18 protein-coding genes are annotated in these 26349 nt (G+C 69.4%); 12 read left to right on the plus strand and 6 right to left on the minus strand.

What is annotated here, in order from left to right; genetic code table 11:
• Positions 1-212 precede the first annotated feature (212 nt).
• Complete coding sequence (locus ABZS61_RS18525; RefSeq protein WP_356421727.1) at positions 213-2066, plus strand: histidine kinase; 1854 nt, start codon at positions 213-215, stop codon at positions 2064-2066.
• Between the two features lie 104 nt (positions 2067-2170).
• On the plus strand, positions 2171-2848 hold the full coding sequence (locus ABZS61_RS18530; protein WP_329236913.1) for a response regulator transcription factor: 678 nt from the start codon (positions 2171-2173) through the stop codon (positions 2846-2848).
• A gap of 587 nt (positions 2849-3435) precedes the next feature.
• Here ABZS61_RS18530 and ABZS61_RS18535 read toward each other — a convergent pair.
• The 3 genes from ABZS61_RS18535 to ABZS61_RS18545 form a co-directional block, all read right to left on the minus strand.
• Complete coding sequence (locus ABZS61_RS18535; protein ID WP_356421730.1) at positions 3436-4668, minus strand: glycoside hydrolase family 64 protein; 1233 nt, start codon at positions 4666-4668, stop codon at positions 3436-3438.
• A gap of 187 nt (positions 4669-4855) precedes the next feature.
• The gene (locus tag ABZS61_RS18540; protein ID WP_356421732.1) at positions 4856-5035 is read right to left on the minus strand and encodes a GNAT family protein; all 180 of its coding nucleotides are present in this window, start codon (positions 5033-5035) and stop codon (positions 4856-4858) included.
• A 46-nt stretch (positions 5036-5081) separates the two neighbouring features.
• The gene (locus ABZS61_RS18545; RefSeq protein ID WP_356421735.1) at positions 5082-5774 is read right to left on the minus strand and encodes a hypothetical protein; all 693 of its coding nucleotides are present in this window, start codon (positions 5772-5774) and stop codon (positions 5082-5084) included.
• 116 nt (positions 5775-5890) lie between these two features.
• On the opposite strand from ABZS61_RS18545, the gene ABZS61_RS18550 reads away from it, so the two are divergent.
• Positions 5891-6538 (plus strand): TetR/AcrR family transcriptional regulator, encoded by a 648-nt coding sequence (locus tag ABZS61_RS18550; protein WP_356421738.1) that lies wholly within the window; start codon positions 5891-5893, stop codon positions 6536-6538.
• A 213-nt stretch (positions 6539-6751) separates the two neighbouring features.
• Here the strand turns inward: ABZS61_RS18550 and ABZS61_RS18555 are convergent, their stop codons facing one another.
• A complete protein-coding gene (locus tag ABZS61_RS18555; protein WP_356421741.1) occupies positions 6752-6949 on the minus strand; it encodes a hypothetical protein in 198 nt (65 codons plus the stop codon).
• Positions 6950-7441: 492 nt separating this feature from the next.
• On the opposite strand from ABZS61_RS18555, the gene ABZS61_RS18560 reads away from it, so the two are divergent.
• From ABZS61_RS18560 to ABZS61_RS18600, 9 genes are all read left to right on the plus strand, one after another.
• Complete coding sequence (locus ABZS61_RS18560) at positions 7442-8386, plus strand: cyclase family protein (protein ID WP_356421744.1); 945 nt, start codon at positions 7442-7444, stop codon at positions 8384-8386.
• 219 nt (positions 8387-8605) lie between these two features.
• Positions 8606-10186, plus strand: coding sequence for a GMC family oxidoreductase (locus tag ABZS61_RS18565; protein ID WP_356421747.1), 1581 nt, complete (start codon positions 8606-8608; stop codon positions 10184-10186).
• A gap of 148 nt (positions 10187-10334) precedes the next feature.
• On the plus strand, positions 10335-12614 hold the full coding sequence (locus ABZS61_RS18570; RefSeq protein WP_356421750.1) for a SpoIIE family protein phosphatase: 2280 nt from the start codon (positions 10335-10337) through the stop codon (positions 12612-12614).
• 279 nt (positions 12615-12893) lie between these two features.
• Positions 12894-14453: a gluconokinase, GntK/IdnK-type gene (locus ABZS61_RS18575; protein ID WP_356421753.1), complete on the plus strand. Its 1560-nt coding sequence runs from the start codon at positions 12894-12896 to the stop codon at positions 14451-14453.
• 187 nt (positions 14454-14640) lie between these two features.
• Positions 14641-15480 carry an SDR family oxidoreductase gene (locus ABZS61_RS18580; RefSeq protein ID WP_356421756.1) on the plus strand — a complete coding sequence of 280 codons (840 nt, stop codon included), beginning with the start codon at positions 14641-14643 and terminating at the stop codon, positions 15478-15480.
• 37 nt (positions 15481-15517) lie between these two features.
• On the plus strand, positions 15518-16993 hold the full coding sequence (locus tag ABZS61_RS18585; protein WP_356421759.1) for a cytochrome ubiquinol oxidase subunit I: 1476 nt from the start codon (positions 15518-15520) through the stop codon (positions 16991-16993).
• Between the two features lie 11 nt (positions 16994-17004).
• Positions 17005-18051: a cytochrome d ubiquinol oxidase subunit II gene (locus ABZS61_RS18590; protein WP_356421762.1), complete on the plus strand. Its 1047-nt coding sequence runs from the start codon at positions 17005-17007 to the stop codon at positions 18049-18051.
• 55 nt (positions 18052-18106) lie between these two features.
• On the plus strand, positions 18107-19873 hold the full coding sequence (locus ABZS61_RS18595) for a cation:proton antiporter (RefSeq protein ID WP_356421765.1): 1767 nt from the start codon (positions 18107-18109) through the stop codon (positions 19871-19873).
• 14 nt (positions 19874-19887) lie between these two features.
• Positions 19888-21168, plus strand: coding sequence for a DUF2254 domain-containing protein (locus tag ABZS61_RS18600; RefSeq protein ID WP_356421768.1), 1281 nt, complete (start codon positions 19888-19890; stop codon positions 21166-21168).
• Between the two features lie 48 nt (positions 21169-21216).
• On the opposite strand, the gene ABZS61_RS18605 is transcribed toward ABZS61_RS18600, so the two are convergent.
• Together ABZS61_RS18605 and ABZS61_RS18610 are read right to left on the minus strand one after the other, a co-directional pair.
• The gene (locus tag ABZS61_RS18605) at positions 21217-22209 is read right to left on the minus strand and encodes a helix-turn-helix domain-containing protein (RefSeq protein ID WP_356421771.1); all 993 of its coding nucleotides are present in this window, start codon (positions 22207-22209) and stop codon (positions 21217-21219) included.
• Positions 22210-22346: 137 nt separating this feature from the next.
• Entirely contained in the window at positions 22347-26081 is a 3735-nt protein-coding gene (locus tag ABZS61_RS18610) for a S8 family serine peptidase (protein ID WP_356421774.1), read from the minus strand.
• Positions 26082-26349: the final 268 nt, after the last annotated feature.

Genomic DNA, 26349 nt, shown 5'->3' on the forward strand with positions numbered 1-26349 from the left:
CGATCCCGGGCGACGAAAGGTGTCGACTTTCGTCGTACGGTGGCACGACGCTCGGCCGATGCGCGCGTTCTTCCGGGGGGCCTACCGTCGGTCCGGTGTATGCGGACAGGGAAGTGGATGTGGATGTGAGGGCGGGTACGGATGTGGGAGATCGACGGGTACGTTCCGCCGGGCTCGCCGTTCGGGGCCTCCGGCGGCGGTTGACCGGCGGTGTGCTCTGGAGCCCCGCCCGCATCGTCGGGGAGGCGGTGCTCGCCGTCACCCTCGCCGGGCTCGCCACGGGCATCGGCGCGTGGGTGGACACGTTCGGGGCGCGGACCGTCCTCCTCGCCGGGGCGATGGCCCTGCTGGCGCCCGCGCGCCACGCGCTGCCCGCGACCGCCCTGATCCTCTCCGCCCCGCTGGCCGGGGGGTGGAATGTCATGGCCTCCGTGCTGCTGGTCTGCGCCGCCTGGTCGGCGGGGCGGCGGATCACGGAACCCTGGCGGGTGGCCGCCGCGTTCGGGGCCGCGTGTGTGCTCCACACCGTCCCGGGCGTGTACCACGACATCACCTCGGGGGCCGCTCCTGTGCTGCCCGTCACCCTCGGGTGGAACGTCGTGACATTCCTGACCCTGGCCGTGGTGCCGGCCCTCGTCGGCCGCTATCGGGACCAACGGCGTCGGCTGCTCGACGCGTTGTGGCAGAACAACGAGCAACTCAGGCGCGAGCAGGCGATGGTGGCCCGCGAGGCGCGGTTGTTGGAGCGCAACCGCATCGCTCATGACATGCACGACAGCCTCGGCCACCAGCTCGCCCTGATCTCCGTGCACGCGGGCGCCCTCCAGGTCGACCCGGAGCTGACCGGGAACCAGCGGGAGGCCGTACGGATCCTCCGGGGTGCCTCCGTCACCGCGATGGCGGAGCTGCGGGCGGCGGTGGGGGTGCTCCACGACGAAGCGGAGTATCGGGAGCAACAGAACGAGCAGCAGTACCAGGGGCATCAGCCCCACCAGGGGAATCAGGGGGAGATTTCCTACCGGGAGTACGGGGAGCACCGGGAACACCAAGGGCGCCGGCGGCAGCCGGTGGGCGGCGGTGCCTCGGTGCCGTACGTGCCCCGTACCACCGCCGCCATCGACGGCCTGGTCGAGTCGTCCCGGGGCGCGGGCACGGCGGTGTCGCTGGACCGGAGCGGTGTCCGGCGGCCGTTGGCGCCCGCCGCCGACCACGAGGCGTACCGCATCGTCCAGGAGGGGCTGACCAACGCCCACAAGCACGCGCCGGGCGCCCCGATACGCCTTGCCCTGCGGTACGAACCGGACAGCCTGGTCGTGGAGGTCACCAACGGGCCCGTGCCGGGCGGAGCACCCGAGGTGCCGCCGGAGATCAGCGGCGGCCAGGGGTTGAAAGGGCTGCGCGAGCGGGTCGGCCGGGTCGGCGGCATGGTGCACACCGGGCCCACCGAGGACGGCGGCTTCCGGATCGCGGGGATGCTGCCGTACGGGGAGGAGAGCAAGGCGGGAAGCGGGGCGGAGGGCCGGGCGGTGAGCCTCGGGGGACACGGGGCGGGGAACGGTGCCCGGGGCGCGGAGCCGTACGGCGCGACCTCCGTCGTACCGGCTGGCGACGTTCGGGGGCAGCGGCGTCCGGGGGCGGTGGGCGACGGTGGAACGGTCATCAACGGGGCCGATCCACAGAGGGAGTTCACCACCACTATGAGTACCAGGAAGAACGTCGCCATCGGCTGCGCCGTCACCGCCGTCGTCCTCGTCGCGGGCGTCATCGGCCTGGGCGTCTGGGGAGTGGGCGTCATGACGGAAGAGGTGAAGAAGGCGGACATCTCGCCGAGCGTCTACGAGGAGGCGAAGGTCGGGGACGCCGAGGCGGACATCCAGGCCAGGCTCCCCGAAGAGGACTCGTGGCTCACCTCGGACCTGGCGGACCAGGGGCCCAAGCTGCCCGAGGGAGCGACGTGCCGACACTTCACCTCCAAGGACGACCGGGGGGTCGACGCCCTCACCGTCTTCCGGTTCTGCTTCCAGGACGGGAAGTTGGTCTCCAAGGAGACGTACAAGGCGAAGTGATGCCGGGCTCCGTGCGGCGGGTCGGCCCGTACAAGGCATGATGGCGGGGCCACTCCGTCCGTTCTCCTTGACTACGTCATGATCGACACCGCGCAGGAGGCTGTGTGATCCGGGTCCTCGTCGCCGACGACGAGCCGCTCATCAGGGCCGGCATCAGAATGATCCTCACCTCGGCCGACGACATCGACGTGGTCGCCGAGGCCGGGGACGGCCGCGAGGCGGTGGAGAAGGCCCGGGGCGGCGGGGTCGACGTGGCGCTGCTGGACATTCAGATGCCGGTGATGGACGGGCTGACGGCGCTGGTCGAGCTCGGCCGCGCCACGCCGAAGGTACGGGTCCTGATCCTCACCACCTTCGGCGAGCGGGACAACGTACTGCGGACGCTGGGCCACGGCGGTGCGGGGTTCCTGCTGAAGGACTCCGCGCCCGGCGAGCTGATCCAGGCGGTGCGGGCCGCGGCGGCGGGCAACGCGTATCTCTCACCCGCAGCCACTCGGCATGTGGCGGACGCGCTCTCCGCCACCGGGGCCACCACGCGCGGGGAGGCCGCGCGGCGCCGGCTCGACGGGCTCACCACCCGGGAGCGCGAGGTGCTGGCGCTGCTCGGGGAGGGGCTCTCCAACGCAGACGCGGGGCGGCGGCTGCATATGAGCGAGGCCACGGTGAAGACGTACGTCAGCCGCATCCTCACCAAGCTCGACTGCGACAACCGAGTCCAGGCCGCCCTACTCGCTCGCGACGCAGGGTTCCAGCCGGGGGGACTTCAGCCGGGCGGGCACTGACCGGACGGAGCTACCAAGCCCGTTGACCAAGGGTGAACGCCGTACGGTGGATTCCCGGACGCTCCTGGACCAAGATCAGACAACTCGTCATGCGTAGGTCTCGGGTTGGGGCTGAGCCGTGTGTGTCCGACTCATCGGCGGCCGGCGCTGTCGACTGCTTCGGTCAGCCCCTGTGCCCCGTTGAGGAGCGAATCATCCAGGAGGTTGAGGATGTCTGAGCGGCGGGGGGCGGTGCCGGCTTGAGCGTAGGCGCGGACCAGTATCTCGCCGATGTGGTGTGCGTCTGCTGCCGCACGGGCGGAGATGCCGAATCTGTCTGCTTCGCCAGCCGGCCTCGGAGCCACCGGTTACCCTTGCCGCTGGACAGTTCCCCATCCTCGCCGTGTACGTGATGCGCAGAATGTCGCCGTACTCGCCAGCGCTGACAGCCACGTGCTCGGGGACCTCGGAAACTTGGCGCCCGCCGGGCTTCAGCCGGCTGATCGGGGGCGTTGGCTGGTGGCGGGATTACTCGGATCCCCCCGTCCCTTGCCCGTGGGAACGACTCAGGACGGAGGGGGCGATGAGCAACCGGACACGGAGGAGACCTAGTTGAACGAGTCCAGCGTGATGTACGCCTGCTGCGGGTCGCCGTCGTGCACGAGCGATTCGTGCGCGCCCACGTCGTCGAAGGCGAAGCCGTAGGCCTTGCCGTCGGCCATCTGGGCGTGGATCTTGGCGGAGTAGTGATTGGTGACCGCGTCCTTGTAGAAGTTCGCGTTGTTCGCGTCGGGCTGGTTGGGGTTGCTCAGCAACGTCGACCGGTTGTAGCCGGCGCACAGTGTGCGGGAGATGGGCCCTCGGACCAGGTCGTTGGGCGCGTCAAGGAGTTTGTAGCAGCCGAAGATGCTGTCCGAGTCAGGCTTCTGGAAGCTGGTGACGACCGCTCCCGAACTGTTGGTGAAGGTCATGGTGTTGCCCTGAACTCGTCCGAAGTACTTCGTGTTCGGCTGGTCCTTGAACGGCTGGACGGTCAGCGTCTGCGAGGAGTACTTACTCCACACCCGGTTGACGTAGTCGTTCATGACAGAGGCCGGTAGCGCCCCGGCTTCGATGCCATGGCCGGGGGCGAGTGCCCGCAGGGTTGTCCCGTCGGAGCGGGTCCTGATGAGCCCGCCCCAGCCGCCGGGCTGGCTGCGCAGGGAGTCGAAGAACGCTTTGTAGCCACCGGGCTTGAGGTGGCCGGTGGTAAGGGTGGTGCCGTTCGGGCGCTTCACTCCGACCGCGTAAGGGGCGGAGAACATGTCGACCTGCGTGCTGTTGATCCACAGGCCGGCGTCGTTGAGCGTGTACTCGGTCCAGTTGAAGAGGATGTTCGCGTTCGGGTCGCTCGGGTTCTGCACCGCGGGCTGCACCAGGCCGCCGGTGGTGAGCTTGAAGACGAGCTTCTGCCCGTAGGAGAAGTAGACCCGGCCGGAGAACTTCGGCATCCGGATCGTCTTCGACTGCCCGTTGGCCGGGCCCGCGATGGACGCGTCGGGAGCGGGCGTCGGGGGGTTGCCGCCGACGGGCCACGGATGGAAGGCGCCGTTCGCGTCGGCCCAGCCCTGGCGCCCGGACGAGAGTTCGGTGCCGATGACGTAGACGTGCACCTGCTCGCCGCGCCCGGAGTTGTTGGTCAGCGTGAGCGGGATGGTCGCGGGGACGGCCGCCGCGTCGGTGGCGGCGGTGACCTGGGTGGCGACGAGACATCCGCCGGCCAGCGCGAGCGCGGCAACCAGGGCGGCGGGCGTGCGGCGGGCCCGGTGCGTACGTGGGGCGGAAGGAAGGTTGGCAGACAAGCTCTACTCCTCATCCGGAAGGCCGTGCTGTGGGGGTAGCCGGTGTGAGACACCCGAGGCGACGCTGAGAGCGCTCTCAGGAGACTTCCTGGAGCGTATCGACCGGTCAGGGACGCGTCAATGTTCTGGTCTGGACCAGAATTCCGTACCCCCGTGGCTGCGGAACAGCGGTGCGGGCCTGGTGCGGTCAAGGCTTCAGTAGTCCGCCCACCCACCAGTCATGCGGATTGTCATCGTTGGCGATATCGCGATCGCGCAGCGACCCTTCGGCGGTGAAGCCGAGTTTCTCGGCGATGGCCCGCGAGCCGGTGTTCCCGGCCGTGGCCCACCACTCGATGCAGTCGCACAGGGCCCGACGCCCGCTCATGCGGTCGGCAGCCTTGCGACTGCCGACCAGGTACCTGGCTGAAGTCTCAGGCCTGGGCAGCCGCTGCGGCGACGATCCAGTTCCTGAACTCGACGGCGTAGTGCCGCAGGTGGTGATCCAGGACCGCGTCCGGACACGAGACGGGGAAGTAGACGCTCAAGTTCGCCGTGAAGCCGTCAGCGGTGTCACCGAACTGGATCAGTGCCCGCCCGACCACGGTGCCGTCGGCCAGAAACAGGTTCGAGGACATCTTGCGGGGAAACTCGGATTCCGGGAGGAGCTCGTCCGCGTCCGAGGCCCAGGCCACCGCGTCCGATCCCCAGCCGCCCATGTAGAAGGAGCAGACGTGGGGGCCGATGTTCTCCACCACGCGTGCGCCGATGTCATCGGTGCCCATCACATAGTGCTCGGGGTGCGAGGCGAGAAGCGCGTGCTCGTCGCCGGCGAACGCCTTGTCCATCCAGGCCAGGAACGCACCCGAGGTGAGGCCCGTCGCCGCGAGTACGGTCGTGCCCCCCTTGAAGCGGCCGTCGGAGGTGCGGGCGCTCTCGCGCAGGAAGGCGTTACCTTCCTCGATGTCCGCGGCGAGGAGGTCGAGCAGGCCCTGGCGGCCCAGTCGCGTCCGGAATCGGTCCAGGGCGCGGCGGGCGTAGAACAGCTCGAAGTCGTCGATGCTCCCACCCGTGGGGCCGGACGCGAGGGTCACGGTCACCGGCGGGTACATCTGGTTGTCGGTCATTTCGCACCTCCATTATTATGCGAATGTGAATTCACATTCGCATAATGAGGATACCCGGAGGCGTGGACCACTTGTCAAAAGGACCTGCTGCGACGCCCACCACTACGATGCTGGACATGACTGAGGAGCCCGACCGCCCACCGAGCTATCGGCAACCCCAGCAGGCACGCAGCGCCGCGACACTGGCTCGCGTCCTGCAGGCCGCCGAGGAGATCGTCGCCTCGTCCGGCCTGGAGGAAATGACGATGACCGGCGTCGCAGAGCGCGCCGGCGTCTCCGTCGGCACGATCTACCGCCGCTTCGAAGACAAGGAACAGCTCACCACCGCCCTGACCGAGCGGATGCTGGAACGCCGCGAGGAGTACATGGCCGAGCGACTGCGCACGGCCGAGCCCTCGCTGACCGGCGTCCTGGACGCCTACGCGCACGCCCTGCTGCAGTCCTTCGCCGACAGCGACAGCCCCTTCCCCGCACTGCTGCGCGCGGGGCGAAGTCAGTCCATGGACCGCGGGGCCCGTACCATCACGGAGATCCACCGTCTCCTGCTCGAAGCAGCGGCCCCCTATGCCGAACAGATCCAGCGCTCCCACCCGCAGGAGGCGCTGGACACCGCGGCCCGCGCCGTCCTGGGTGCCTGCTTCCACAACTCGGTGCGCCCCGACCCCGTCACGGGCGAGACGGCCCGGCGCCGTTATGCCGACGAACTCAGCGACATGGCCATTGCCTACCTCCTCACCCCCGACCGCAGGGGCGCCGCCCGGTAGCTGAGCGGGTTTCGCCCACCGGCAGCGGCGAGCGCGTGGACCGCACATGAAGCAGCCGGGCTCGTGGCTGGGTGTGCTCAACGGTTTCCCTCGGGCTGGTGGTGAGTGATCGGATGGTCGGGCCGGGCGTTCGACGTGACCGCTGAGCGATGGCGCGCCGACGGGGTGCCGGGTCTGACCCCGGCACCCCGTCAGCGGTCCTGGCCCCCGTGCTCAGACGGCTCCGGTCAGGGCCAGCATCGGGTCGGGCAGGTCGCTCCTGAGCGCCCAGGAACGGTGGATCAGGTCCTCGACGGTGGCGCCGGAGCGGCGGGCGGCGAGCATGACCTCCGGGTCGAAGGCGGGGCCGACGGTGGCGTCTTCCTGGCCCATCTGCCCGAACAGCTCACCGAGCCCGTGCTTCGTCTGCAACTGGAGACAGACCGACTGGACCCGGCCACGAAGGAACGCGTCAGCACGATTCGTTCCGACGTCCTGGCCAAAGGCGTGGCCACCACCTTCGGAGGGGTGATCCCCGGCGTCACCTCTCTGGCGGCACCGGTGTTCACCGCCGGCGAGTCGCTGCCGCTGGTCGTCACTCTCGTGACGCCGGCGCGCGGCACCACCGAGGAGTCGCTCGTCGGCCTCGGCGGAACTGCTGCGTTCGACCCGGGCCATGTCCGAGGAACTGGGGTACGCGCCGCACAGCGACGGTACTTAGCCCGCATCGCGCCTGTACGCGCGCGCCGCCCGCGCCCGGGCTACGGTGTGTCTCACGGCGGTTCCGCCGTGGAGCACGGTCCTGTGTGCCGAACCTCAGGAGCAGCCTTGAATCGCTGTCCCACCGACGTGGGCGACACGCGGGCTGCCGCGCCGGACTCGTCCGCCGTTCCCGGCTTCGACGCGGTGCGAGGGCGGTGACCCATGGTCATCCAGGCCGGCCCGGGCGGACCACCACGGCTGACCGAGGACGAGTTCGGCGTCCTGTACCGGCGCCTGCGCTCCCGCGCCGCCTGGGCCGCGGGTGACAGAGGTGCACTGGACGCCGTGACACCTGCCCGGGTGGTGGCGGCCACCCGGGAGGTACGGACCGGCCGGACGGTCACGCTCGCCGCTCCGGTGGAGACGCGGCCGGGCCCGGACAATCCGGATCCCGCGAGGCACCGGATGAGCGGGCAGCCGGGGGAAGACACCTCGCGCGGGCTCCACTTCGCGAGGGACACCTTCGCGATGAACGTGCACGGCGACGCCGACAGCCACATCGATGCCCTCTGCCACGTGATCTACGACGGCACACTGCACGGCGGCGTGGCCGCGAGCAGCGTCACGGAGAGCGGGGCAACGGCCCTGTCCATCGCGGTGACCCGCGACGGGATCGTCGGCCGCGGCGTGCTGTTGGACATCCCGCGGCTGCGCGGTGTGCCGTGGCTCGAACCGGGTGATCACGTGACCGCCGACGACCTCACCGCGGCCGAGACCGCCCAGGACGTCCGCGTGGGGGAGGGCGACCTCCTGTTCGTCCGGGTCGGGCACCGCCGACGCCGCGCCGAGCTCGGACCGTGGCACGCGGCCCGGGAGCGCGCCGGCCTCCATCCGACTGCGATGGAGTTCCTGGCGGACCGGAAGGTGGCCGTGCTGGGCGGCGACGGGAACAACGACACAGCCCCGAGCTCCACCGAGGGGGTCGGCTTCCCCGTGCACGTGCTGGCGATCCACGCCATGGGCCTTCATCTGCTGGACTACCTGCAGTTCGAGGATCTGGTACCGGTCTGTGAGGCGGAGGGGCGCTGGTCGTTCCTCTGTGTGATCGCCCCGCTGAGGCTGCCGCAGGCCACCGGTTCACCGGTGAACCCGATCGCCGTCCTCTGAAGGCCATGGCCCGATCGCGCAGCGGCTGGATGCGGAATCAGGCCTCCGGCGCCTGTCCGGCTGCGCCGGGTCGCCGCCACGCTGCCCACCCGATAGCTTGGGAAATGGTGCCGGATATTCCCCTTGTGCGCATGTCTGTCTGGAGCAGCACAGTCCAGAGGCCCTCGGACGGGCGCGACGGCCAGGACGGCCGATGACTCCTAGAACGGGACCCTCTCCATGGCCGACGATCAGCACTACGACGTCATCATCATCGGTACGGGAGCGGGCGGCGGGACGCTCGCGCACCGGCTGGCACCCACCGGCAAACGCGTCCTGATCCTGGAGCGCGGCGGCTACCTGCCTCGGGAGCGGGACAACTGGGACTCCACCGCAGTGTTCGTCAGGGGCAAGTACCGTGCCCCGGAGTTCTGGTACGACAAGCACGGCAGACAGTTCCCGCCGGAGGTCAACTACTACGTCGGCGGCAACACCAAGTTCTACGGTGCCGCACTCTTCCGGCTCCGGCCCGAGGATTTCGGGGAACTGCGTCACCACGACGGCATCTCTCCGGCCTGGCCGATCCGTTACGAGGACCTGGAGCCCTACTACACCGAAGCCGAGCACCTCTACCTCGTGCACGGCCGACACGGCGAGGACCCCACGGAAGGGCCGGTCGGCGCGCAGTACGCGTACCCGCCGGTGGAGCACGAGGCGCGCATCCAGCAGCTCAGTGACGATCTGGAGAGGGTCGGGCTGCACCCCTTCCACCTGCCCATCGGCGTGAACCTCACCCAGGACGAGAACGGCAGGGCCGCCCACGACAGTGTCTGCATCCGCTGTGACCGGGTCGACGGCTTCCCCTGCCTGGTGGGCGCCAAATCCGACGCACAGGTGATCTGCGTCGACCCGGCGCTCACGTACGACAACGTCACGATGGTGACCGACGCCGATGTCCGGCGCCTGAAGACCGACTCGACCGGACGCACCGTCACCGGAGTCGTCGCCGAACTCAAGGACGGAACGACGGAGGAGTTCAGCGCCGACATCGTGGTGGTCGCCGCGGGAGCGGTCAACAGCGCCGTCCTGCTGCTGCGTTCGGCCAACGACCAGCACCCCGGCGGACTGGCCAACAGCTCCGGCGTGGTCGGGCGCCACTACATGCGGCACAACAACCTGGCGCTGATGGCGGTGTCGAAGGAACCGAACCCCACCAATTTCCAGAAGACGCTGGCGCTGAACGACTGGTACCTGGGCGCGGACGACTGGGACTATCCGCTCGGCGGCATCCAGATGCTCGGCAAGTCGGACGCCGACCAGATCCACGGGGAGGCACCGCGCTGGGACGGTGCGGTTCTGCCCGACATGCCCTTCGAGGTGCTGGCGCACCACGCCGTCGACTTCTGGCTGTGCGGGGAGGACCTTCCGCTGCCTGAGAGCCGGGTGACCCTGGACAGGGACGACGCCATCCACCTGAGCCTCGACGAGAAGAACAACATCGCCGGGCTGAAGCGCCTCCAGCACAAGCTGCGGGGCATGCTGGGGCAGTTGGGCATGCACGAGCACCATCTTCTGGATCACAGCATCTACCTGCACAAGGGCATGCCGATCGGCGCCACCGCGCACCAGGCCGGCACCGTGCGGTTCGGCGACGATCCGCGGAGTTCAGCCCTCGACGTCAACTGCAAGGCCCATGACCTGGACAACCTCTACGTCGTGGACACCAGCTTCTTCCCCAGCATCGGTGCGGTGAACCCCTCACTGACCGCCATCGCCAACGCCCTGCGGGTCGGCGACCACATCGCCGCCCGACTCGGCTGAGGGGCGGAATCCGGCACGGCCCCCGGCGGCCGTGCGGCTTCGACGTGCGGATCCTCGGCGAGGGCCGCAACCTGGGAGGGGAGCGAGCGCGCCGGCACAGTCAGCTGGCCAGGTGGGACCGTCGGGGGAGACCGGAGGCGATCCGTCAATGGCATCGGACGACGCGCTGCTGGTCGTGGACGTGTCGGGAATCGTGCTCGAGTGGACCCAGGAGGCCGAAGAGACATTCGGCCGTGTGAGGTCAGAAGCGGTGGGGCGACCGGCCTGGGAGCTGCTCCCCGCCGCGGCTGGGAGGGCCGCCGAGAACCTGTGGCCGAGGACCGGCGGCGCAGGTGCGGAAGGGCTGCTGGTGCGGCCGGTGGTCCGCCAGGACGGCTCGACCGCCTGGGGTGTGTACCGGGCGTTGTCCGGCGAGGACGAGGACCCGCTCGGCAAGGCTCTGCTGAGGGCGCTGTTCACTCTGTCTCCCATAGGTATGCAGGTCATCGACCCCGACATGCGGATCCTCCGGGTGAACACGGCGGCCGACGGCATGAGTGGGATACCCGCCGATCGCCTGGTCGGGCGCCGGCTGGTCGAGGCGGTGCGTTTCACGAGCCCCGATGCGATTACGGCCTTGGTGCGGGGCGTACTCACCACCGGTGAGCCCGCGATCGACAGGATGGTGGGGGCCAACCCGCCCAGCGATCCGGACCGGGAGCACCTGTACCAGGTTTCGCTGTTCCCCCTCCAGGAGTCCGACGGAGGCGTCCTCGGTGTCGCGACCTCCGTGGTCGACGTCACGGAACGTGAGCAGGCCCTGTCACGTACCAGGATCCTCAACGCCGTACGAGAGGACGTGGGCCACACCCTGGAGATGGAGACCACCTGCGCGGAACTGGTTCACGTCCTGGTTCCCGCCTTCGCGGACGACGCCGAGGTGCACCTTCTGGACCCGGTCATCCGTGGGGACGAGCCACCGTCCGCGCCGGTCGCACCCGACGTGCCCCTACGGCGCATGGCATTCGCCTCCGCGGAGCGCCGTCCTCCGTCCGAGGGCCCGGATCCCGGCCTGTTCCGCTTTCCCTCAGCCTGGTCGCAGACGCTCACCGACCTGCAGCCTCACCTCATCGTCCACGGCCCGGCCGACCGCCCGTCCGATGCCCAATCCGCCATCATCGCTCCGTTGACTCTGAGGGGCGGAGTTCTCGGGACGCTGAGTCTCCACCGGACCACCGGGCGGGCGGACTTCGAGCAGAAGGACCTCGACCTCGCACTCGAACTGGCCGTACGCATCGCACTGCACATCGACAACGCCCGGCGCTACACACGTGAACACACCATCGCCCTCACGCTGCAGCGCTATCTCCTCCCGCACAGTCCCCGGGTTGCCCTGGAAACGGCCCACTTCCACAGGTCGGGAGCGGTGGGCGGCGGTTGGTTCGACGTCATCCCGCTCTCCGGCGCGCGTGTGGCCTTCACGGTCGGCCGTGTCTCGGGGGAAGGGATCCAGGCGACCGCAGCCATGGGGCAGATACGGACCGCCATCCATACCTTGTCCTCGCTGGATCTCGAATGCGACGAGCTGCTGGCCCGGCTCAACGACACGGTCGCGCGCCTCGCCGCCGAGCGCTCCGCCCTCGACCCCGGCCCCACCGCGCGCACGGAGGAGCTGACGGCGGGCTGCGTGTACGGCATCTACGACCCACTCACTCTCAGCTGCACGATCGCTCTCGCCGGCAACCCGCCCCCGCTGCTCGCCCCCCCCGGCGGGACCACGGCCCTCCCCGATCTTCACCAGGCTCCGCCTCTCGGTACGGGCGCGGACGGCGCGGTGTTCGCCTCCACCCGTTTCGACCTGGAGGAAGGAAGCGTCATCGGGCTCCACACCGACGTGTTCCTGCCTCCGGAGGACCCCCATGCCGGTGCTCGCCGGGAGGAACTCCGGGAGGTCCTCGCGGACACCGGCCGTTCGCTGGACACGCTGTGCGAGGAGGCAGTCCGCAGGGCTGCTCCCGAGGGGCACGACAACGACGCCATCCTGCTCCTCATCCGTGCCCGCACCCTTGAAGCCGGCCGGGTGGCCAGGTGGGACGTGCCGGCGGAGGCTGCTGCCGTGGGCACCGCACGTGCCTGGGCCCGTCGACGGCTGGCCGGGTGGGGCCTCGACGAACTCACCTTCGGCACGGAACTCATCGTGAGTGAGCTCGTCACCAACGCCATCCACTACGGCAGGCCTCCACTCGAGTTGCGCCTCATCAACGGTCCGACCCTGACGTGCGAGGTCAGCGATTCGAGTCTTGTGGCACCGCACCTGCGGCACGCGCAGACCACGGACGAGGGCGGCCGCGGGCTGTTCATCTGTGCCGAGCTCTCACACCGGTGGGGCGTCCGCTTCACCGACCAGGGCAAGACGCTCTGGACCGAGCAGGAGATGCCCCAGGCATAGCGCACGTCGGTGGCAAGCCTGCTGAGGGGAGGAAGCGGGTGATGCCTTCCATCGAGGGATCCTGCCCCCGGCCACCCGAGATGCGAGTGCGGCCCGGGTGGCCCAGATTGGAGGCACCGGTCCCCCGAGGGGGCGTCCGTGACACGGAGGAAGCTCCATGACGAGAGAACAGACGGCACCCCGTACGACGAGCGGAGGTCACGGCAGCCGCCGGCTGCCTCACGCGCCGCTCTCGGAACCGGCGCTCTTCGCGACCGACATGTTCGTCATCCGGACCCCGTGTACGGCTCCCCGCCGCCGGAGGACCTGACGTCCGGGACACCGACGGTCACCGCCCACGACGAGGCCTGCGGACCGTCGATCCAACTGGTCCTGATCGTCGGTGTGTCCGGCTCCGGCAAGACCACGGTGGGCAGGCTCCTCGCCGACCGGCTCGGCTGGTCGTACCGTGACGCGGACGAGTTCCACTCCGCGACCGCCCGGGCCGGGATGGCGGCCGGTCAGGCGCTCACGGACACCGATCGCGAGCCCTGGCTGGACGCCATCTCGGCATGGCTGGACCACGAGATCGCCGCGAACCGGTCGGCGGTCGTCACCTGCTCCGCCCTCAAGCGCGCCTACCGCGACCGGCTCCTCTCCGGGAGGCCCGAAGTGCGCCTGGTGTACCTGCACGGCGCACCGGAGCTGATCCGCTCCCGATTGTCCGAAAGACGGGGCCACTTCTTCCCGGCGAGCCTGCTGGAGAGCCAGATCGCCGACTTCGAGGAGCCGGAACCGGACGAGCGCCCTCTGGTGGTGGAGATCGATCAGCCGCCGCCGGCGATCGTAGCCGCGCTGACCTCGCTCCTGTACCGCGCCCCCGAACCCGCCGGGGCACTCCACGAGCGAGCCGCGGAACCTGTTGCCCCGACCGCGGGGACCCCCGTCAGCCCGACAGGTGAACAGTGGACACTGAGGTGGAAGGGGCAGAAGGCCGTCGTGGTCCAACTGGGCGCCGCCCTGCGCCACTACGAGGTGGACGGCCGGCCCCTGCTGGACGGCTTCGCCTTCGACGCCCCCATCACGGGTGGCAGGGGGCAACTGCTCGTGCCCTGGCCCAACCGCCTCGGCGGCGGCCGCTACCGTTTCGAAGGCACGGACCTGCAACTCCCGCTCACCGAGCCCGAGAAGGGCAATGCGATCCACGGCCTCGTCCGCTGGGTCCCGTGGCAGTTGCAGGCCCGGAGCGAGGAATCGCTGCGGTTGGGTACCGAACTCCGTCCGCAGCCGGGTTACCCCTTCCTGCTGGACGTGACCGCCGACTACCGGCTGGGGCCCGCCGGCCTCGACGTCGTCGTCTCCGCCACCAACATGGGGGACGGGCCCGCTCCCTACGGCGTGGGGCAGCATCCGTACCTGACGCTCGGCACCGCCTCCATCGACACGCTTCTGTTGACCGTACCCGCACGGGACCGCTTCCTCACCGACGACCGGGGCCTGCCCATCGGCCAGGAGCCCGTGGAGGGTTCGGACTTCGACTTCCGTACGGCTCGGCCCATCGGCTCCCGACGGCTGGACACCGCCTTCGGCCTCGACCGTGCCGACGACGACGTGGCGGTCGTACGGCTGGCCCACCCTTCAGGGGCTCACGGTGTGGACGTCCGGCTCGGCGAAGGCGTTCGGTACGTGCAGATCTACACGGGTGACACGCTGCTGGAGTCCGAACGCCGCCAGGGGGTCGCGGTGGAGCCCATGTCCTGCCCGCCGGATGCCTTTCGCATCGGCCTCGGCCCCGACGTACTGGAGCGTGGCGACACCCATGTGCTCCGGTGGGGCATCCGGGCATGGCGGTCCTCATGAACGCGGGCACGCACAGTGCGCCGAGCAGGCGGCGCCCCGGCTGATCCGACCGGGGGAAGCCGCTGCGCCCAATGGCCCAACAGCAGCACGCCAGGGCTGCCTCCGCGCTCGTCCGGTGATTGCCTGATCCCCGCCTGCCGGGCAGCGGCCGGGTGGGGCCAGGAGCGCAGCGAGGAGACAGGGCATCATGGATTCCCAGGTCGAGGCATCGCGGGGTGCTCCGCCGGCCAACCTGCTGGCAGGCCAGACAGCACTGGTGACCGGCGCCAATTCGGGCATCGGCAAGGCCACCGCCATCGGCCTCGGCAGGGCAGGCGCCGACGTGGTGGTCAACTACGTGAGCGATCGTGACGCCGCCGAGCAAGTGGTGGAGGAGATCGCCTCGTTCGGGGTGCGCGCGGTGGCCTACGAGGCCGATGTGTCGCAGGAGAACCAGGTGACCGCGATGGTCGACCGGACGGTCCAGAATTTCGGGACCCTGGACATCCTGGTCGCCAATGCCGGTCTGCAGCGTGACGCCAAGTTCACCGAGATGACGCTCGCCGAGTGGCAGAAGGTCCTCGACGTCAACCTCACGGGCCAGTTCCTGTGCGCGCGGGAGGCGGTCAAGGAGTTCCGTCGGCGCGGAGTGGTCCCGGAGGTGTCCCGGGCGGCCGGGAAGATCATCTGTATGAGCTCGGTGCACCAGCTCATCCCCTGGGCGGGCCACGTGAACTACGCCTCCTCCAAGGGCGGCGTGCAGATGATGATGCAGACCCTGGCCCAGGAGCTCGCGCCGGAGAAGATCCGGGTGAACGCCGTCGCGCCCGGGGCGATCAAGACCCCCATCAACCGCAGTGCCTGGGAGACGCCGGCGGCCCGCGAGGACCTCTTGCGTCTGATCCCCTACGACCGCATCGGTGAACCCGAGGACATCGCCCACGCGGCAGTCCTTCTCGCATCGGACCTCATGGACTACGTCGTGGGGACGACCCTCTACGTAGACGGCGGGATGACGCTCTTCCCCGGGTTCGCCACCGGCGGCTGACCTTCTTCGCAGGTCCCGAACAGCGCGAAAGGCGGTCATGCACACCTCGGTCCATCTGCTGGCCAGTGCTCCCGATCAACTCCTGCCGGCCCGAGAGCTCATGGCCTTCACTCTGGCCTCCCACATCATCCTGGTCCCGCTGGGCGTCGCTCTGCCGCTGATCACCCTGGTCATGCACTACCGCGGGCTGCGCCACAAGGACGCCACAGCCCTCCTGCTGGCGCGGCGCTGGTCGGCGGTCATGGCGGTGCAGTTCGCCGTCGGTGTCGTCACCGGCACCGTGCTCTCCTTCGAATTCGGTCTGCTCTGGCCGGGGCTGATGGGCAGGTGGGGCGATGTCTTCGGCATCGGCTTCGGGGTCGAGGCCTGGGCGTTCTTCCTCGAAGCGGTCCTGATCGCCATCTACCTCTACGGATGGCGGCGACTGAAGCCCCGGACACACTTTCTGCTCGGACTGCCGCTCCCGGTCGCCGCGCTGCTCGGGGCATTCGGCATCCTGGCGGCCAACTCCTGGATGAACACACCGCAGGGCTTCTCCCTCGACTCCGCCGGCAATCCGACGGACGTGAACATCTGGAAGGCGATCTTCACGCCGATGTTCGGGCCGCAGTACTGGCACTTCGTCGTGGCCATGCTGCTGACCGCGGGCTACATGGTGGCCGGCGTCTACGCGGTCGGCCGACTGAGGGGACGTCGTGACCGCTACCACCGGCTCGGCTTCACCGTCCCCTTCACCGTCGCCGCCATCGCGACCCCGGTGCAGTTCGTCCTGGGCGACGCCATCGCCCGGTCGGTGTTCCACAAGCAACCGGTCAAGTTCGCTGCCATGGAGATCGTCTGGAAGACCGACACCCGGGTACCGGAGTACCTGTTCGGCCGCCTGCACTCCGACGGTTCCATCTCGGGCGGTATCAAGGTTCCGCTGCTCGACTCCCTGCTCGCCGGATTCAGCCCGGACACCAAGGTCGTCGGGCTGACCTCCGTCCCCCCGGACGAACGACCCACCGCCGTTCAGGCGACCATCGCGCACTGGGCCTTCGACATCATGGTCCTCATCGGCTCCGCCCTGGTTCTCCTCGCGCTCTGGTACGGCCTGGTATGGCTGCGGCACCGCAGGCTTCCCGAGTCCACGTGGTTCTACCGCGGTGCGGCCTGCGCCGGTGTGGCCTCGGTGGTGGCTGTCGAATGCGGCTGGATCGCGACCGAGGTGGGACGCCAGCCCTGGATCGTCTACCAGAACATGCGCGTCGCCGAGGCCGTCACGGCGACGCGCTCGTCCACCCTGTGGATCATGCTCGGCCTGGTGATCGTCGTGTACGTGTTCATCTTCGGGTCGCTCCTCGCCGTGCTGCTCAAGCTGCGCACCCGTTGGCGGCTCGCCGACGCCCAGCAGGCCGCTGGGCGTCCGGCGGAGAAGCCGGAGACAGACAGCCCCTACGGCCCTCGGGCAGCTGTCTCCGCGGGGGACGGCGCCGCCGGCGGTGCCACCCGGTCCCAGGGCGACCGACCGTGATGGCCGACCTGATGGCAGTGGTACTGCTGCTGGCCATCGCTGCGTACACCTGCGCGGGCGGTACCGACTACGGTGCCGGTTTCTGGGACCTGACTGCGGGAGGCGCTGAACGCGGCAAGCGGCCGCGATGGCTCATCGATCACGCGATGGCACCCGTGTGGGAGGTCAACAACGTCTGGCTGATCTTCGTGTTCGTCTTCATGTGGACCGGCTTTCCCACCTTCTTCCAAGCCGTGTTCTCCGCGATGTGGCTGCCTCTGGCCCTGGCCGCCGTAGGCCTGGTCCTGCGCGGCGCCGGCTTCGCCTTCCGCAAGGTCGCCCGCCGGCTCGCGGAACGGCGCCTCTACGGTGCCGTGTTCGCCGTGGCCTCGCTCGTGACGCCGTTCTTCCTCGGTGCCGCCGTGGGGGGTGTCGCCTCAGGTCGGGTGAAGCTCGGTACGGAGGCGTCGGCGGACGCCTGGGCCAACCCCACCTCGATCATGTTCGGCCTGCTCGCCGTCGCCGCGACCGCCTTCCTGGGCGCCGTCTTCCTGACAGGGGACGCCCGCCGCTTCGACGCACCCGACCTGGTCGCGTACTTCCGGCGGCGCGGGCTGCTGAGCCTCGCCGCGCTGACGGTGCTGGTGGTGATCACCCTGTTCGTCACCAGCGATGACGCCCCGCACGTGTGGCACGGGCTCACCCACGGGGCCGGGCTGGCCTTCGGAATCGCCGGTGCAGCTGCTTCCTTCACCACGGCGTGGCTGCTGGTGCGGCGGAAACCGGGCGGCTGGGCCCGCGCCTCGGCTGTCGGGGCCATCGCCTGCGCGGTCCTCGCCTGGGGCCTGGCCCAGCGTCCCTACCTCCTCCCGCAGTCCATGACCGTCGCCGAAGGCGCCGGTGCGTCGAGCACGCTGACCTGGCTGGCGATCGTCACCCTTGTCGCGCTGGTGATCGTGGTACCGGCCGTCGTCCTCCTGTACTGGCTCGACACCAGAGGCGAACTCGTAGAGCTGACCGAGGCCGACCTGCGACAAGGCGGCGATCCCGAAGGCGGTGGCGGAGCGAGAGCCACATGACCGTCGGGTACGGCTGAACCTCCACCGCGCCGGGACTCTGCCGAAAGGAGTAGCTGTGACGGACGACGAGATCTACCTCGGCATCGCACTGACCGTGATCCTCGCCACCGGGTCACAGATCCTGGCGAGCAGGCTACGCGTTCCCGCCCTCATCATCCTGCTGCCCGCAGGGTTCACGGCCGGAGCGCTGACGGACGTCATCCACCCCGACAAGCTGATGGACCAGAACTTCGACGTCCTCGTGTCGATGTCCGTGGCGGTGATCCTCTACGACGCCGGTCTCGGGCTCAACCTGCGCAAACTCACCGGCCGCACACGGTGGATCGTGGGACGGCTGCTGCTGCTCGGTGTGCTCGTCACGTTCCTGGTCGTGTCCGCCGTGGCACCGGCGATGTTCGACATGCCCCTCAAAGTCGCCTCGATGCTCGGCGTGATCCTGGTCGTCTCCGGTCCCACGGTCGTCGGCCCCATCCTCGACTTCGTGCAGCCCACGGACAAGGTGCGCCGCATCCTGATCTGGGAAGGGACCCTGACCGACCCGATCGGCGCCATCCTGGGCGCACTGGTCTTCCACGCCATCGCCACCACAGACCCGGTCGACGTCGGACGGGGCTACCAACTCGGCCAGTTCGCCATCAGCATGGCCGTGGGACTGATCGGCGGAGTGGTGGGGACGGCGCTGCTCTGGCTGACGCTTCGCACGCTGCGGCTCGGCGAGACGCTCGGAACGCTGGCTCAACTGGCCACCGTGATCGCCGTGTCCGCAGGCGCCGACATCGTGAGGGAGGACACGGGACTCATCGCCGCTATCGTCACGGGCCTCGCCGTCACCAACATCAGCGGTTTCGACATGCCCGCGCGGCGTCCCTTCTTCGAGACCCTGGCCCAGCTGATCATCGGCCTGCTGTTCGTCTCGATCTCCTCCACCGTCACACCGGCGTCCCTCGTGCCCGTACTCCTCCCGGCCCTTGCCCTCGTCGCCGTCCTGGTCCTCGTGGTGCGGCCCCTCGTGGCCTACCTGTCGACCGCGGGTTCCGGCCTGTCCATGGGCGAGAGGGCCTTCGTAGGATGGATGGCACCCCGCGGCATCGTTGCCGCAGCCACGGCTACGGCGTTCTCCGCGGACCTCGCCCGCAGGGGGGTCGACGGGGCCGCCAGAATCCTTCCCGTCACCTTCCTGGTGATCGTCGGCACGGTCCTCCTGTACGCCCTGACTGCCGCACCGGCCGTCAGAATGCTCGGCATCGTCAAACCCGCCAGGACACGGATCCTGCTCGTGGGCGGCGAGCCGTGGGTGGTCGATCTGGGACGGAGCCTGAGGTCCGCCGGCCTCGACCTGCTGATGTGGGCAGGCCTCACACCGGAGCGCCAACGGATCGCGGACGCCGGTATCCAACTCGCCGAGGGTGACCTGCTGGCAACAGCCACGAACCCGGGTGCCCGGCTGGAGGGGGTGACGGCCGTGCTCCTGGCCACGGACGACGACGACTTCAACGCGCTCGCTTCGGTCGTGATGCAGGACAGCGTCGAGGGACCCGTCTATCGGGTCGGGCCTCCCCACGAGAGCCATGGAGTCGTGGCTCCCTACACCGGAGGGGACATCCTCTTCGGCAAGTCACTCGTCCGCCACACGCTGGCGGCGCGGTACGAGGCGGGCGCGCGGTTCCTGGTGCAGCCGGCCTCCGCACCACTGCCGTCCGGGAGCGAGACACTGTTCGTGGTACATGCGGACCTGCGGCTGGAACCCGTCACCGAGAAGCGGCGGGCAACTCCCGGGGAAGGCGACAGCGTTGTGCTGCTGACCTCCGGCACCGAGCAGTGAGGCAGACTCCGATGATGTCCTGGGCCTCCGCATTCCGCCTGCGGCAATACGTGAAGGCGAGCCTGTGGATCACGCCGTTGTTCGGTCTCCTGCTGGGAGCCGTCCTGGCCGAACTGGCCATCGACGCCGACAGTCCGGACTGGCCACCGAGTGACTGGCGCTATTCGGCGACGACGGCCAGTGGAGTTCTGAGCTCCATCGTCGGGGCGATGATCGCCCTTCTGGGATTCGTCGTGACCATCGGTGTCCTCGTCATCCAGCAGGCCACAGGAACGTTGTCCCCACGATATATGCGGCTCTGGTACAGGGACCGGCTGCAGAAGACCGTGCTGGCCACCTTCACCGGCACATTCGCGTTCGCCTTCTCCTTGCTGCGCAGCATCGAGACGGATTCGGTGCCGGACCTCGGGGTCACCCTGGCAGGCGGGGCCGTGGCCGTCAGCCTGTTGCTGCTCCTCATCTATCTCAACCGCTTCACGCACAACCTCAGGCCGGTCGCCATCGCCGATCTCGTCGGCCGCATGGGGGAGAGCGTCTTCGAGCACGGGGCGGCAGCGGTCAGAGCCTCCGCCCCGCACGGTGGTGAGGCCGCCGTGCGGGACGTACGGATGACCGTCGTCCGCGCGACTGCAGGAGGAGCCATCCAGGCCCTCCAGACCGACGGCCTCTCGGCACTCGCCACGCGCCACGACTGCGTGTTCACCGTGCCCCACCTGATCGGTGACTACGTCCCCCGAGGCGCCGTCCTGGTAGAAGTCCACGGCGGCACGTCCACCCCCGACCACGGGCACGTGACCGGTCTCATCGCGCTCGGTGCCGAGCGGACGATCGAACAGGACCCGGCCTTCGCCCTGCGGGTGCTCGTCGACATCGCCATCCGCGCGCTGTCGCCCGCCGTGAACGACCCCACCACCGCCGTACAGGTCCTGAACCACATCGAGTCGTTCCTCACCAGGATCGGCCAGTCGCCGCTGCCCGACCGGCTTGTGCTGGCCGGTGGCGACGGCAGGCCGCGGCTCGTGATGCGTGGGAGGACGTGGGAGGACTACCTCCAGCTCGCCGTGTCCGAGATCCGCGACTACGGGGCAACGTCCGCGCAGGTCTGCCGAAGGCTGCGCGCCCTGTTCGACGGGCTCCTCGACGGCCTGCCGCCCACCCACCATCCGGCAGTCCGGGCAGAGGTGGATCTCCTGAACGCATCGGTGGAACGGGCCTTCCCCGACGCGGCTCGCCGTGCCGCCGCACAGACGGCCGACAGCCAGGGCGTGGGCGGCCGGTCCCGGCCCGGCGGATAGCGGGGTGGCCGTGTCCGCGGCCGGGTCACGCCGGGCCGGCGTGCCCGCTCAGTTCGGCTCAACCCAGCCGTGCCGGATGGCGTAGCCGCCGAGCTGCATCCGCGTCCGGACTCCGGCCATGTCCATGAGGCGGCGCAGGCGCCGGTGCAGCGTGCGCGGTGACAGACCGAGCTGAGCCGCGGCCGTCGGGTCGGTCAGGCCGGCCAGCAGCAGGGCAAGGATCTTCCGGTCGAGGTCGGTCGGGCCTTCCGCACCGAGCTCGACGGCGGGTTCGGATTCTCCGTCGGCGCCCGCCAGTTCGAGCGGGTGCGCGGTGCGCCACACCGTCTCGAACAGCGCGTCCAGCGCATCCAGCAGGCCGCTGCGGTGCAGCAGCACCGCACCGGGCTCTCCGGCCGGCGTGACCGCCAGCGGGACGAGACCGAGGTCGGCGTCGGCCAGCACCAGCTTCATCGGCAACTGGTCGGCGACCCGCAGTTCCACACCGTTGCGCATGGAATCGACCGCATCGGCGATGATGCCCGGCTCTGCCAGCACAGCCCGGTCCAGTACCGCCCGGAAGTGCACACCGCGGCCGATGGCCATGGGCTCGGCCGAGTTCTCGTCGGGCGGCACGGCGACGAACGGCGCGGTGATGAAGGTGCGGACCTGGGTGCGGGCTGCCTGCTGTACCTGGAGGAAGCGGTGGCGGATGGCGTCGACGCCCGTCACGACCTCGATCAGATCGCTGATGCTGCTCCCGGTCATCGCCGCCCGGTGCTCCTCGGCGAAGGTCACCAGTGCCTGCTCGGCCATGCGCAGCCCGTCCTGGCGCTGGCTGATCAGGGCGCCGAGGGCCATGGCAGGCGGCGCGGCGGTGAACTGCTCGTCGGCCGACCTGATGACCAGCCCCCACCCGACCAGATGACACAAGGCCGTGTCGATGTGGGCATGCGGCATGTCGAGCTGATCCGACAGCAGCACCGCGGTGGAGTTCGGCCGTCCGAGCAGCGCCCGGTAGACGTGCTCATCATCGGGTTCGAGGCCCAGAACATCCAGCATCGGCGACCGACTCTCCCTTGCTTGCCGCAGCGGGGAGAGTATGCGCCATGGTGGCAGGCCCTGAATAGTCCCAGCTGGGAGCAGGTGCGAGGGGAAGGGCCCCGGGGAGTCGCCTCCCCGGGGCCCGACAGTGCGACTCATCGCAGGCCGTACGCCCGGATGATCTCGTTCTTGACGCTGTAGCCGCGGTCCGTCGCGGCGCTCGCGCGGACCGACACGAAGCCGCCGGGCTTCTTGGCCGTCTTGAACGAACCGTTCCAGGAGCCGCCGGAGCCCTTGGACAGTGTCACCTTCTGCCAGGTGGCGCCGTCGTCGTACGAGACGTCCAGCTTCACCGTGGTGACCTTGCCCGGCACTGCGTCGAGGTTCATCGACACCGGCTCGAGCGTGATCCGCTGCGTGGTGTTGGCCTTGACGTCGCCGTGCAGGTCCGACTCCAGCTCGTAGTCCAGGTTCAGCACCGAGAACGGCTCGAAGTAGTCCGAGTCGACGGTGTCGGACATGAACGTCCACTCGGAGTGGGTGCGCGTCGACAGCCGGAAGACGTCACCGGGACGCTCCACGTCGAGGACGGTGCGGTAGGGCAGGTTGCCGACCGGCACCTCCACCCACTGCATGTCCCCGCTGACCGGGTTGTCGTGGATCAGCTTGTCACCCTGGAAGACCTGCAGGTGGGACGGAGTCTCACCCCAGGGCAGGTAGCCGCCCAGCCGCATGTTGTCGCTGGCGGAGGCCCACGCCTGCACGTTCCAGGTCATGTAGTCCCGCATGCGGGAGTTGTACACACCGAAGGACTCGCTCTGGGCGGGGCGGGTCAGTGGAGCGAACCAGTCCAGACGGCTGGTGCTGCCCTTGGCGTAGGTGTTGTCGCCCGACACCATCACCCACGGCAGGGGGCCGTCGACACCCTGTGCGTGGTACTCCCTCCAGACCTGGCCCGGGGTCACCCATTCGGTGCGGGTTCCCGGGTGCCACTCGAGCTCGGGCATGTTGAACGACGGGCTGAGGGTGAAGTCGGACCGGTAGCCCTCCGACAACTTGCCTTCGGTGGCCGAGTAGTAGCGGGCGTCGATCCGGGCGAGGTCACGCTGGGTGGGCTTGTAGACGAGGTCCCGGTCCGGGACCTGGCCGGGGTAGTCCCGGGTCAGGTCGTAGACGAACGGCGTGTGCTCCGTCTGCTTCACGGTCAGCTTGAGGATGCCGATCTTGGCCGTCGCGATGAGGGCCTTGCCCGCGTCGCGGTGCACGGTGGCTACGGGGATGGCCGACTCGCCGACGTACTCCATCAGGCCGCCGACACCGTCGTTGACCACGATCAGCGCTTTCGCACCGGCCGTGACCGCGGCCTCGGTGCGCTCCTGCGGCGAGACCTCGTCGCTGCGCGTGATGACGACGACCTTGCCTTTCGCGTTGACCTTCCCGTACGCGGACGCCGCGCCGGTGCCCGCGTGGACGGCGGTCAGCGTGTCCGTGGCGGTGTCCAGGGAACTGCCCGCCTGCACCATGGCGTCGAAGCGGAGCCGACCGCCCAAGGTGCTCAGGCCGAGCTGCGGCTCGCCCTTGCGCCAGCGGGTGATCAGCATGAACTCGCCCTGCTTCATGGGCTCCGTCGGGGCGACATAGATGTCGTCGTACGTGGACGGCAGCACGTACGCGCTGCGGTAGTCCATGTACGGGTCGTGGCCCTTGTAGTGGACGTTGAAGTCGACCTTGCGCTGGCGGTCCTCGGTGCGCTGCGGCGCCTCGGTCTGCAGGAGGTTTGCCTTGCTCGCGTCGAGCACCACGTTCGCGGAGCTGCCCTCGATCACGGTCTCGGGGTCGACCAGCACGGCCATGCCCGAGCGGTCCGCCTTCTCGCCGGTCACGTCGAGGTACCCCGCGACGGTGTACAGGCCGGGTGCCATGCGCATCGTGGTCGAGCCCTCGACGTAGACGTTCCACGGCCAGGAGTCGCCGGCCAGGTTGATCCCGACCCAGCCGCTGGCGGGCTTGCCGTCACGGCCGACCAGCTTGATGTTCAGGTCGTAGCGCTCGTCCTCCTTGAGCAGCGCGACGGAGGTGCGGGTCACGTTCTTCCCGGTGGCCGCGTCGGTGGCTGTCACGTAGCCGACGTGCCGACCCGCCGAGGCGGTCTGCGGGTCACCGGTCACCGGGACGGCGGCGGTTCCGCCCGCGGGGACGGTCACCGTGGTGGCTCCCAGCGCGAACGGTCCGCCCTCGTCGGTCAGCGCCAGGTCCAGTGTGACCTCGGCGGAACCGGTGTTGGTGTACGTCAGGTCCTTCGTGACGGCGACGTCCTCCGGCTTGTGCGGCCAGGTGTAGTTGCCGAAGAAGAGCGATCCGGTGCCGCGGACCGTGGTGCGCACGGCGGCGGCCACGTCGAGGCGGCCGGTGCCGACCTCGTACGGGGAGTACCCCGCGTCCAGGCCCTTGGCGGTGCTCATCAGGTGTTCCTTGAGCTGCGCGCCGTTCCAGTCCGGATGCCGCTGGGCCAGGATCGCAGCCGCGCCGACCACGTGCGGGGTGGCCATCGAGGTGCCGCTGATGGTGCGGTAGAGGCCTTCGCCACCGTCGGTCATGTCCTGCGAACGGGCCGCGGTGATGTCCACGCCGGGCGCCGCGATGTCCGGCTTCATGGCGCCGGAGTAGGCGAGCGGGCCGGTGCTGGAGAAGTTCGCGAGCCGGTCCTGCTTGTCCGTGGCGGCCACGGTCAGCGCCGCGGCGGCCGCGCCCGGGGCGGAGATGCTCTCCGGGCCCGAATTGCCGGCGGCGATGACGAACAGCGTGCCGTACTGCGCGGACAGAGCGTCGACCGTCTGCGACATCGGGTCGCTGCCGTCCGTCGGGTAGGAGTCGCCGAGGCTCATGTTGACGACGTCCGCACCGGTCTCGGCGGCCCACTGCATGCCGGCGATGATCCAGGAGTCCTGGCCGTAGCCCTCCACACCGCCGAGCACCTTGGCGACGTACAGATCGGCGCCCGGGGCGACGCCCTTGTTGTCGCCACCGGAAGCGGCTCCGGAACCGACGATCGTGCCGGCCACATGCGTGCCGTGCCCGTTGACGTCGGTGACGGCCTCACCCGGCACGAAGCTGGCCGTACCGTCGATCAGGCCGGCGAAGTCGGGGTGGTCGGCGTCGATACCGGTGTCGAGCACCGCGACCTTGACGCCCTTGCCGTTGTACCCGGCCGCCCAGGCCTCGGGCGCGCCGATCAGCGGCACGCTCTCCTTCAGGCTCGCCTTCACGCGGCCGTCGAGCCACAGCTTCGCCATACCGTCGGCCAACTTCGCGCTGCCCCGCGGGGCGACGTCGGTCCAGAAGGTGCGGGTCTGCCGCTTCTCGGTGCTGAGCACAGCACCACTGATGCCCTTGAGCTTGCGGGTCAGCTTGCTGCCCCGGGGGGCTGTCGGCTGGACCACCGAGCGGGACTTCGACCGTTCGTACGTCGCGATCAGCGGTACCGCTGCTGACTTCGCGTCGTCGTACCCCATCTCGATCAGGTCGGTGACGTTGAACAGCCGCCTGTCCAGTTTGTCGGTGCCCAGCAGGGGCGCCGCCTCGTCGGGAACGACGAAGAGGTCGCCCTTGATCTTCTGGATCTTTACGCCGCCGACGGCGCTGTCCGGCCGGTCGACTTCGGCGGTCTGCTTGCCGTCGGCCATCGTGGTGACCGTGACGACGTCGCCGGTGACCAGGGTGACCTTGTGGGTCGCCGCGGACTTGGCGGGGACGGTGGGCTTGCTCGGAGCAGCTTGTGCGGGCGCTTGCATGACTGCGAGGCCCGACGCCAGCAGCGGCGCCACGGTGGCAGCTGAGAGCAGCTGCCACCGTCTGCGCCGGAAGGCGGAGGAGAGAGAGGGGGAGAACATGCCATGGGTCTATCGGCCGGTGACGCCCGACGTGAAGGCCTGGTGGCGGCAAGTCCTTGCCATGGCAAGGACTTGACAGACGCAATGGGCTTGAATCCGGGCAAGGTGTACGTGCCGACGTCTCCCATGCCCGGCCACCGGTTGCGGGGGCGATACCTCTGTCGGACGTCGGTAGGACCCGCTGGGTGGAGTGTGCCGTCGGTGCGCTTGTACGGGAGCGCGGCAGCCCGACGATAGTCATGAACCTGTCAAAATTGAGCAAGGTCGA

Source organism: Streptomyces sp. NPDC005566 (assembly GCF_040605575.1).
Taxonomy (GTDB): domain Bacteria; phylum Actinomycetota; class Actinomycetes; order Streptomycetales; family Streptomycetaceae; genus Streptomyces.

What these genes read in the sequence shown, in the direction of transcription:
- ABZS61_RS18550 (WP_356421738.1), top strand. Translation starts at nt 5,891, where the DNA reads ATGACTGAGGAGCCCGACCGCCCACCGAGCTATCGGCAACCCCAGCAG.
- ABZS61_RS18565 (WP_356421747.1), top strand. Translation starts at nt 8,606, where the DNA reads ATGGCCGACGATCAGCACTACGACGTCATCATCATCGGTACGGGAGCG.
- ABZS61_RS18585 (WP_356421759.1), top strand. Translation starts at nt 15,518, where the DNA reads ATGCACACCTCGGTCCATCTGCTGGCCAGTGCTCCCGATCAACTCCTG.
- ABZS61_RS18540 (WP_356421732.1), bottom strand. Translation starts at nt 5,035, where the DNA reads ATGAGCGGGCGTCGGGCCCTGTGCGACTGCATCGAGTGGTGGGCCACG.
- ABZS61_RS18610 (WP_356421774.1), bottom strand. Translation starts at nt 26,081, where the DNA reads ATGTTCTCCCCCTCTCTCTCCTCCGCCTTCCGGCGCAGACGGTGGCAG.
- ABZS61_RS18605 (WP_356421771.1), bottom strand. Translation starts at nt 22,209, where the DNA reads ATGCTGGATGTTCTGGGCCTCGAACCCGATGATGAGCACGTCTACCGG.
- ABZS61_RS18560 (WP_356421744.1), top strand. Translation starts at nt 7,442, where the DNA reads ATGGTCATCCAGGCCGGCCCGGGCGGACCACCACGGCTGACCGAGGAC.
- ABZS61_RS18570 (WP_356421750.1), top strand. Translation starts at nt 10,335, where the DNA reads ATGGCATCGGACGACGCGCTGCTGGTCGTGGACGTGTCGGGAATCGTG.
- ABZS61_RS18600 (WP_356421768.1), top strand. Translation starts at nt 19,888, where the DNA reads ATGTCCTGGGCCTCCGCATTCCGCCTGCGGCAATACGTGAAGGCGAGC.
- ABZS61_RS18580 (WP_356421756.1), top strand. Translation starts at nt 14,641, where the DNA reads ATGGATTCCCAGGTCGAGGCATCGCGGGGTGCTCCGCCGGCCAACCTG.
- ABZS61_RS18590 (WP_356421762.1), top strand. Translation starts at nt 17,005, where the DNA reads ATGGCAGTGGTACTGCTGCTGGCCATCGCTGCGTACACCTGCGCGGGC.
- ABZS61_RS18545 (WP_356421735.1), bottom strand. Translation starts at nt 5,774, where the DNA reads ATGACCGACAACCAGATGTACCCGCCGGTGACCGTGACCCTCGCGTCC.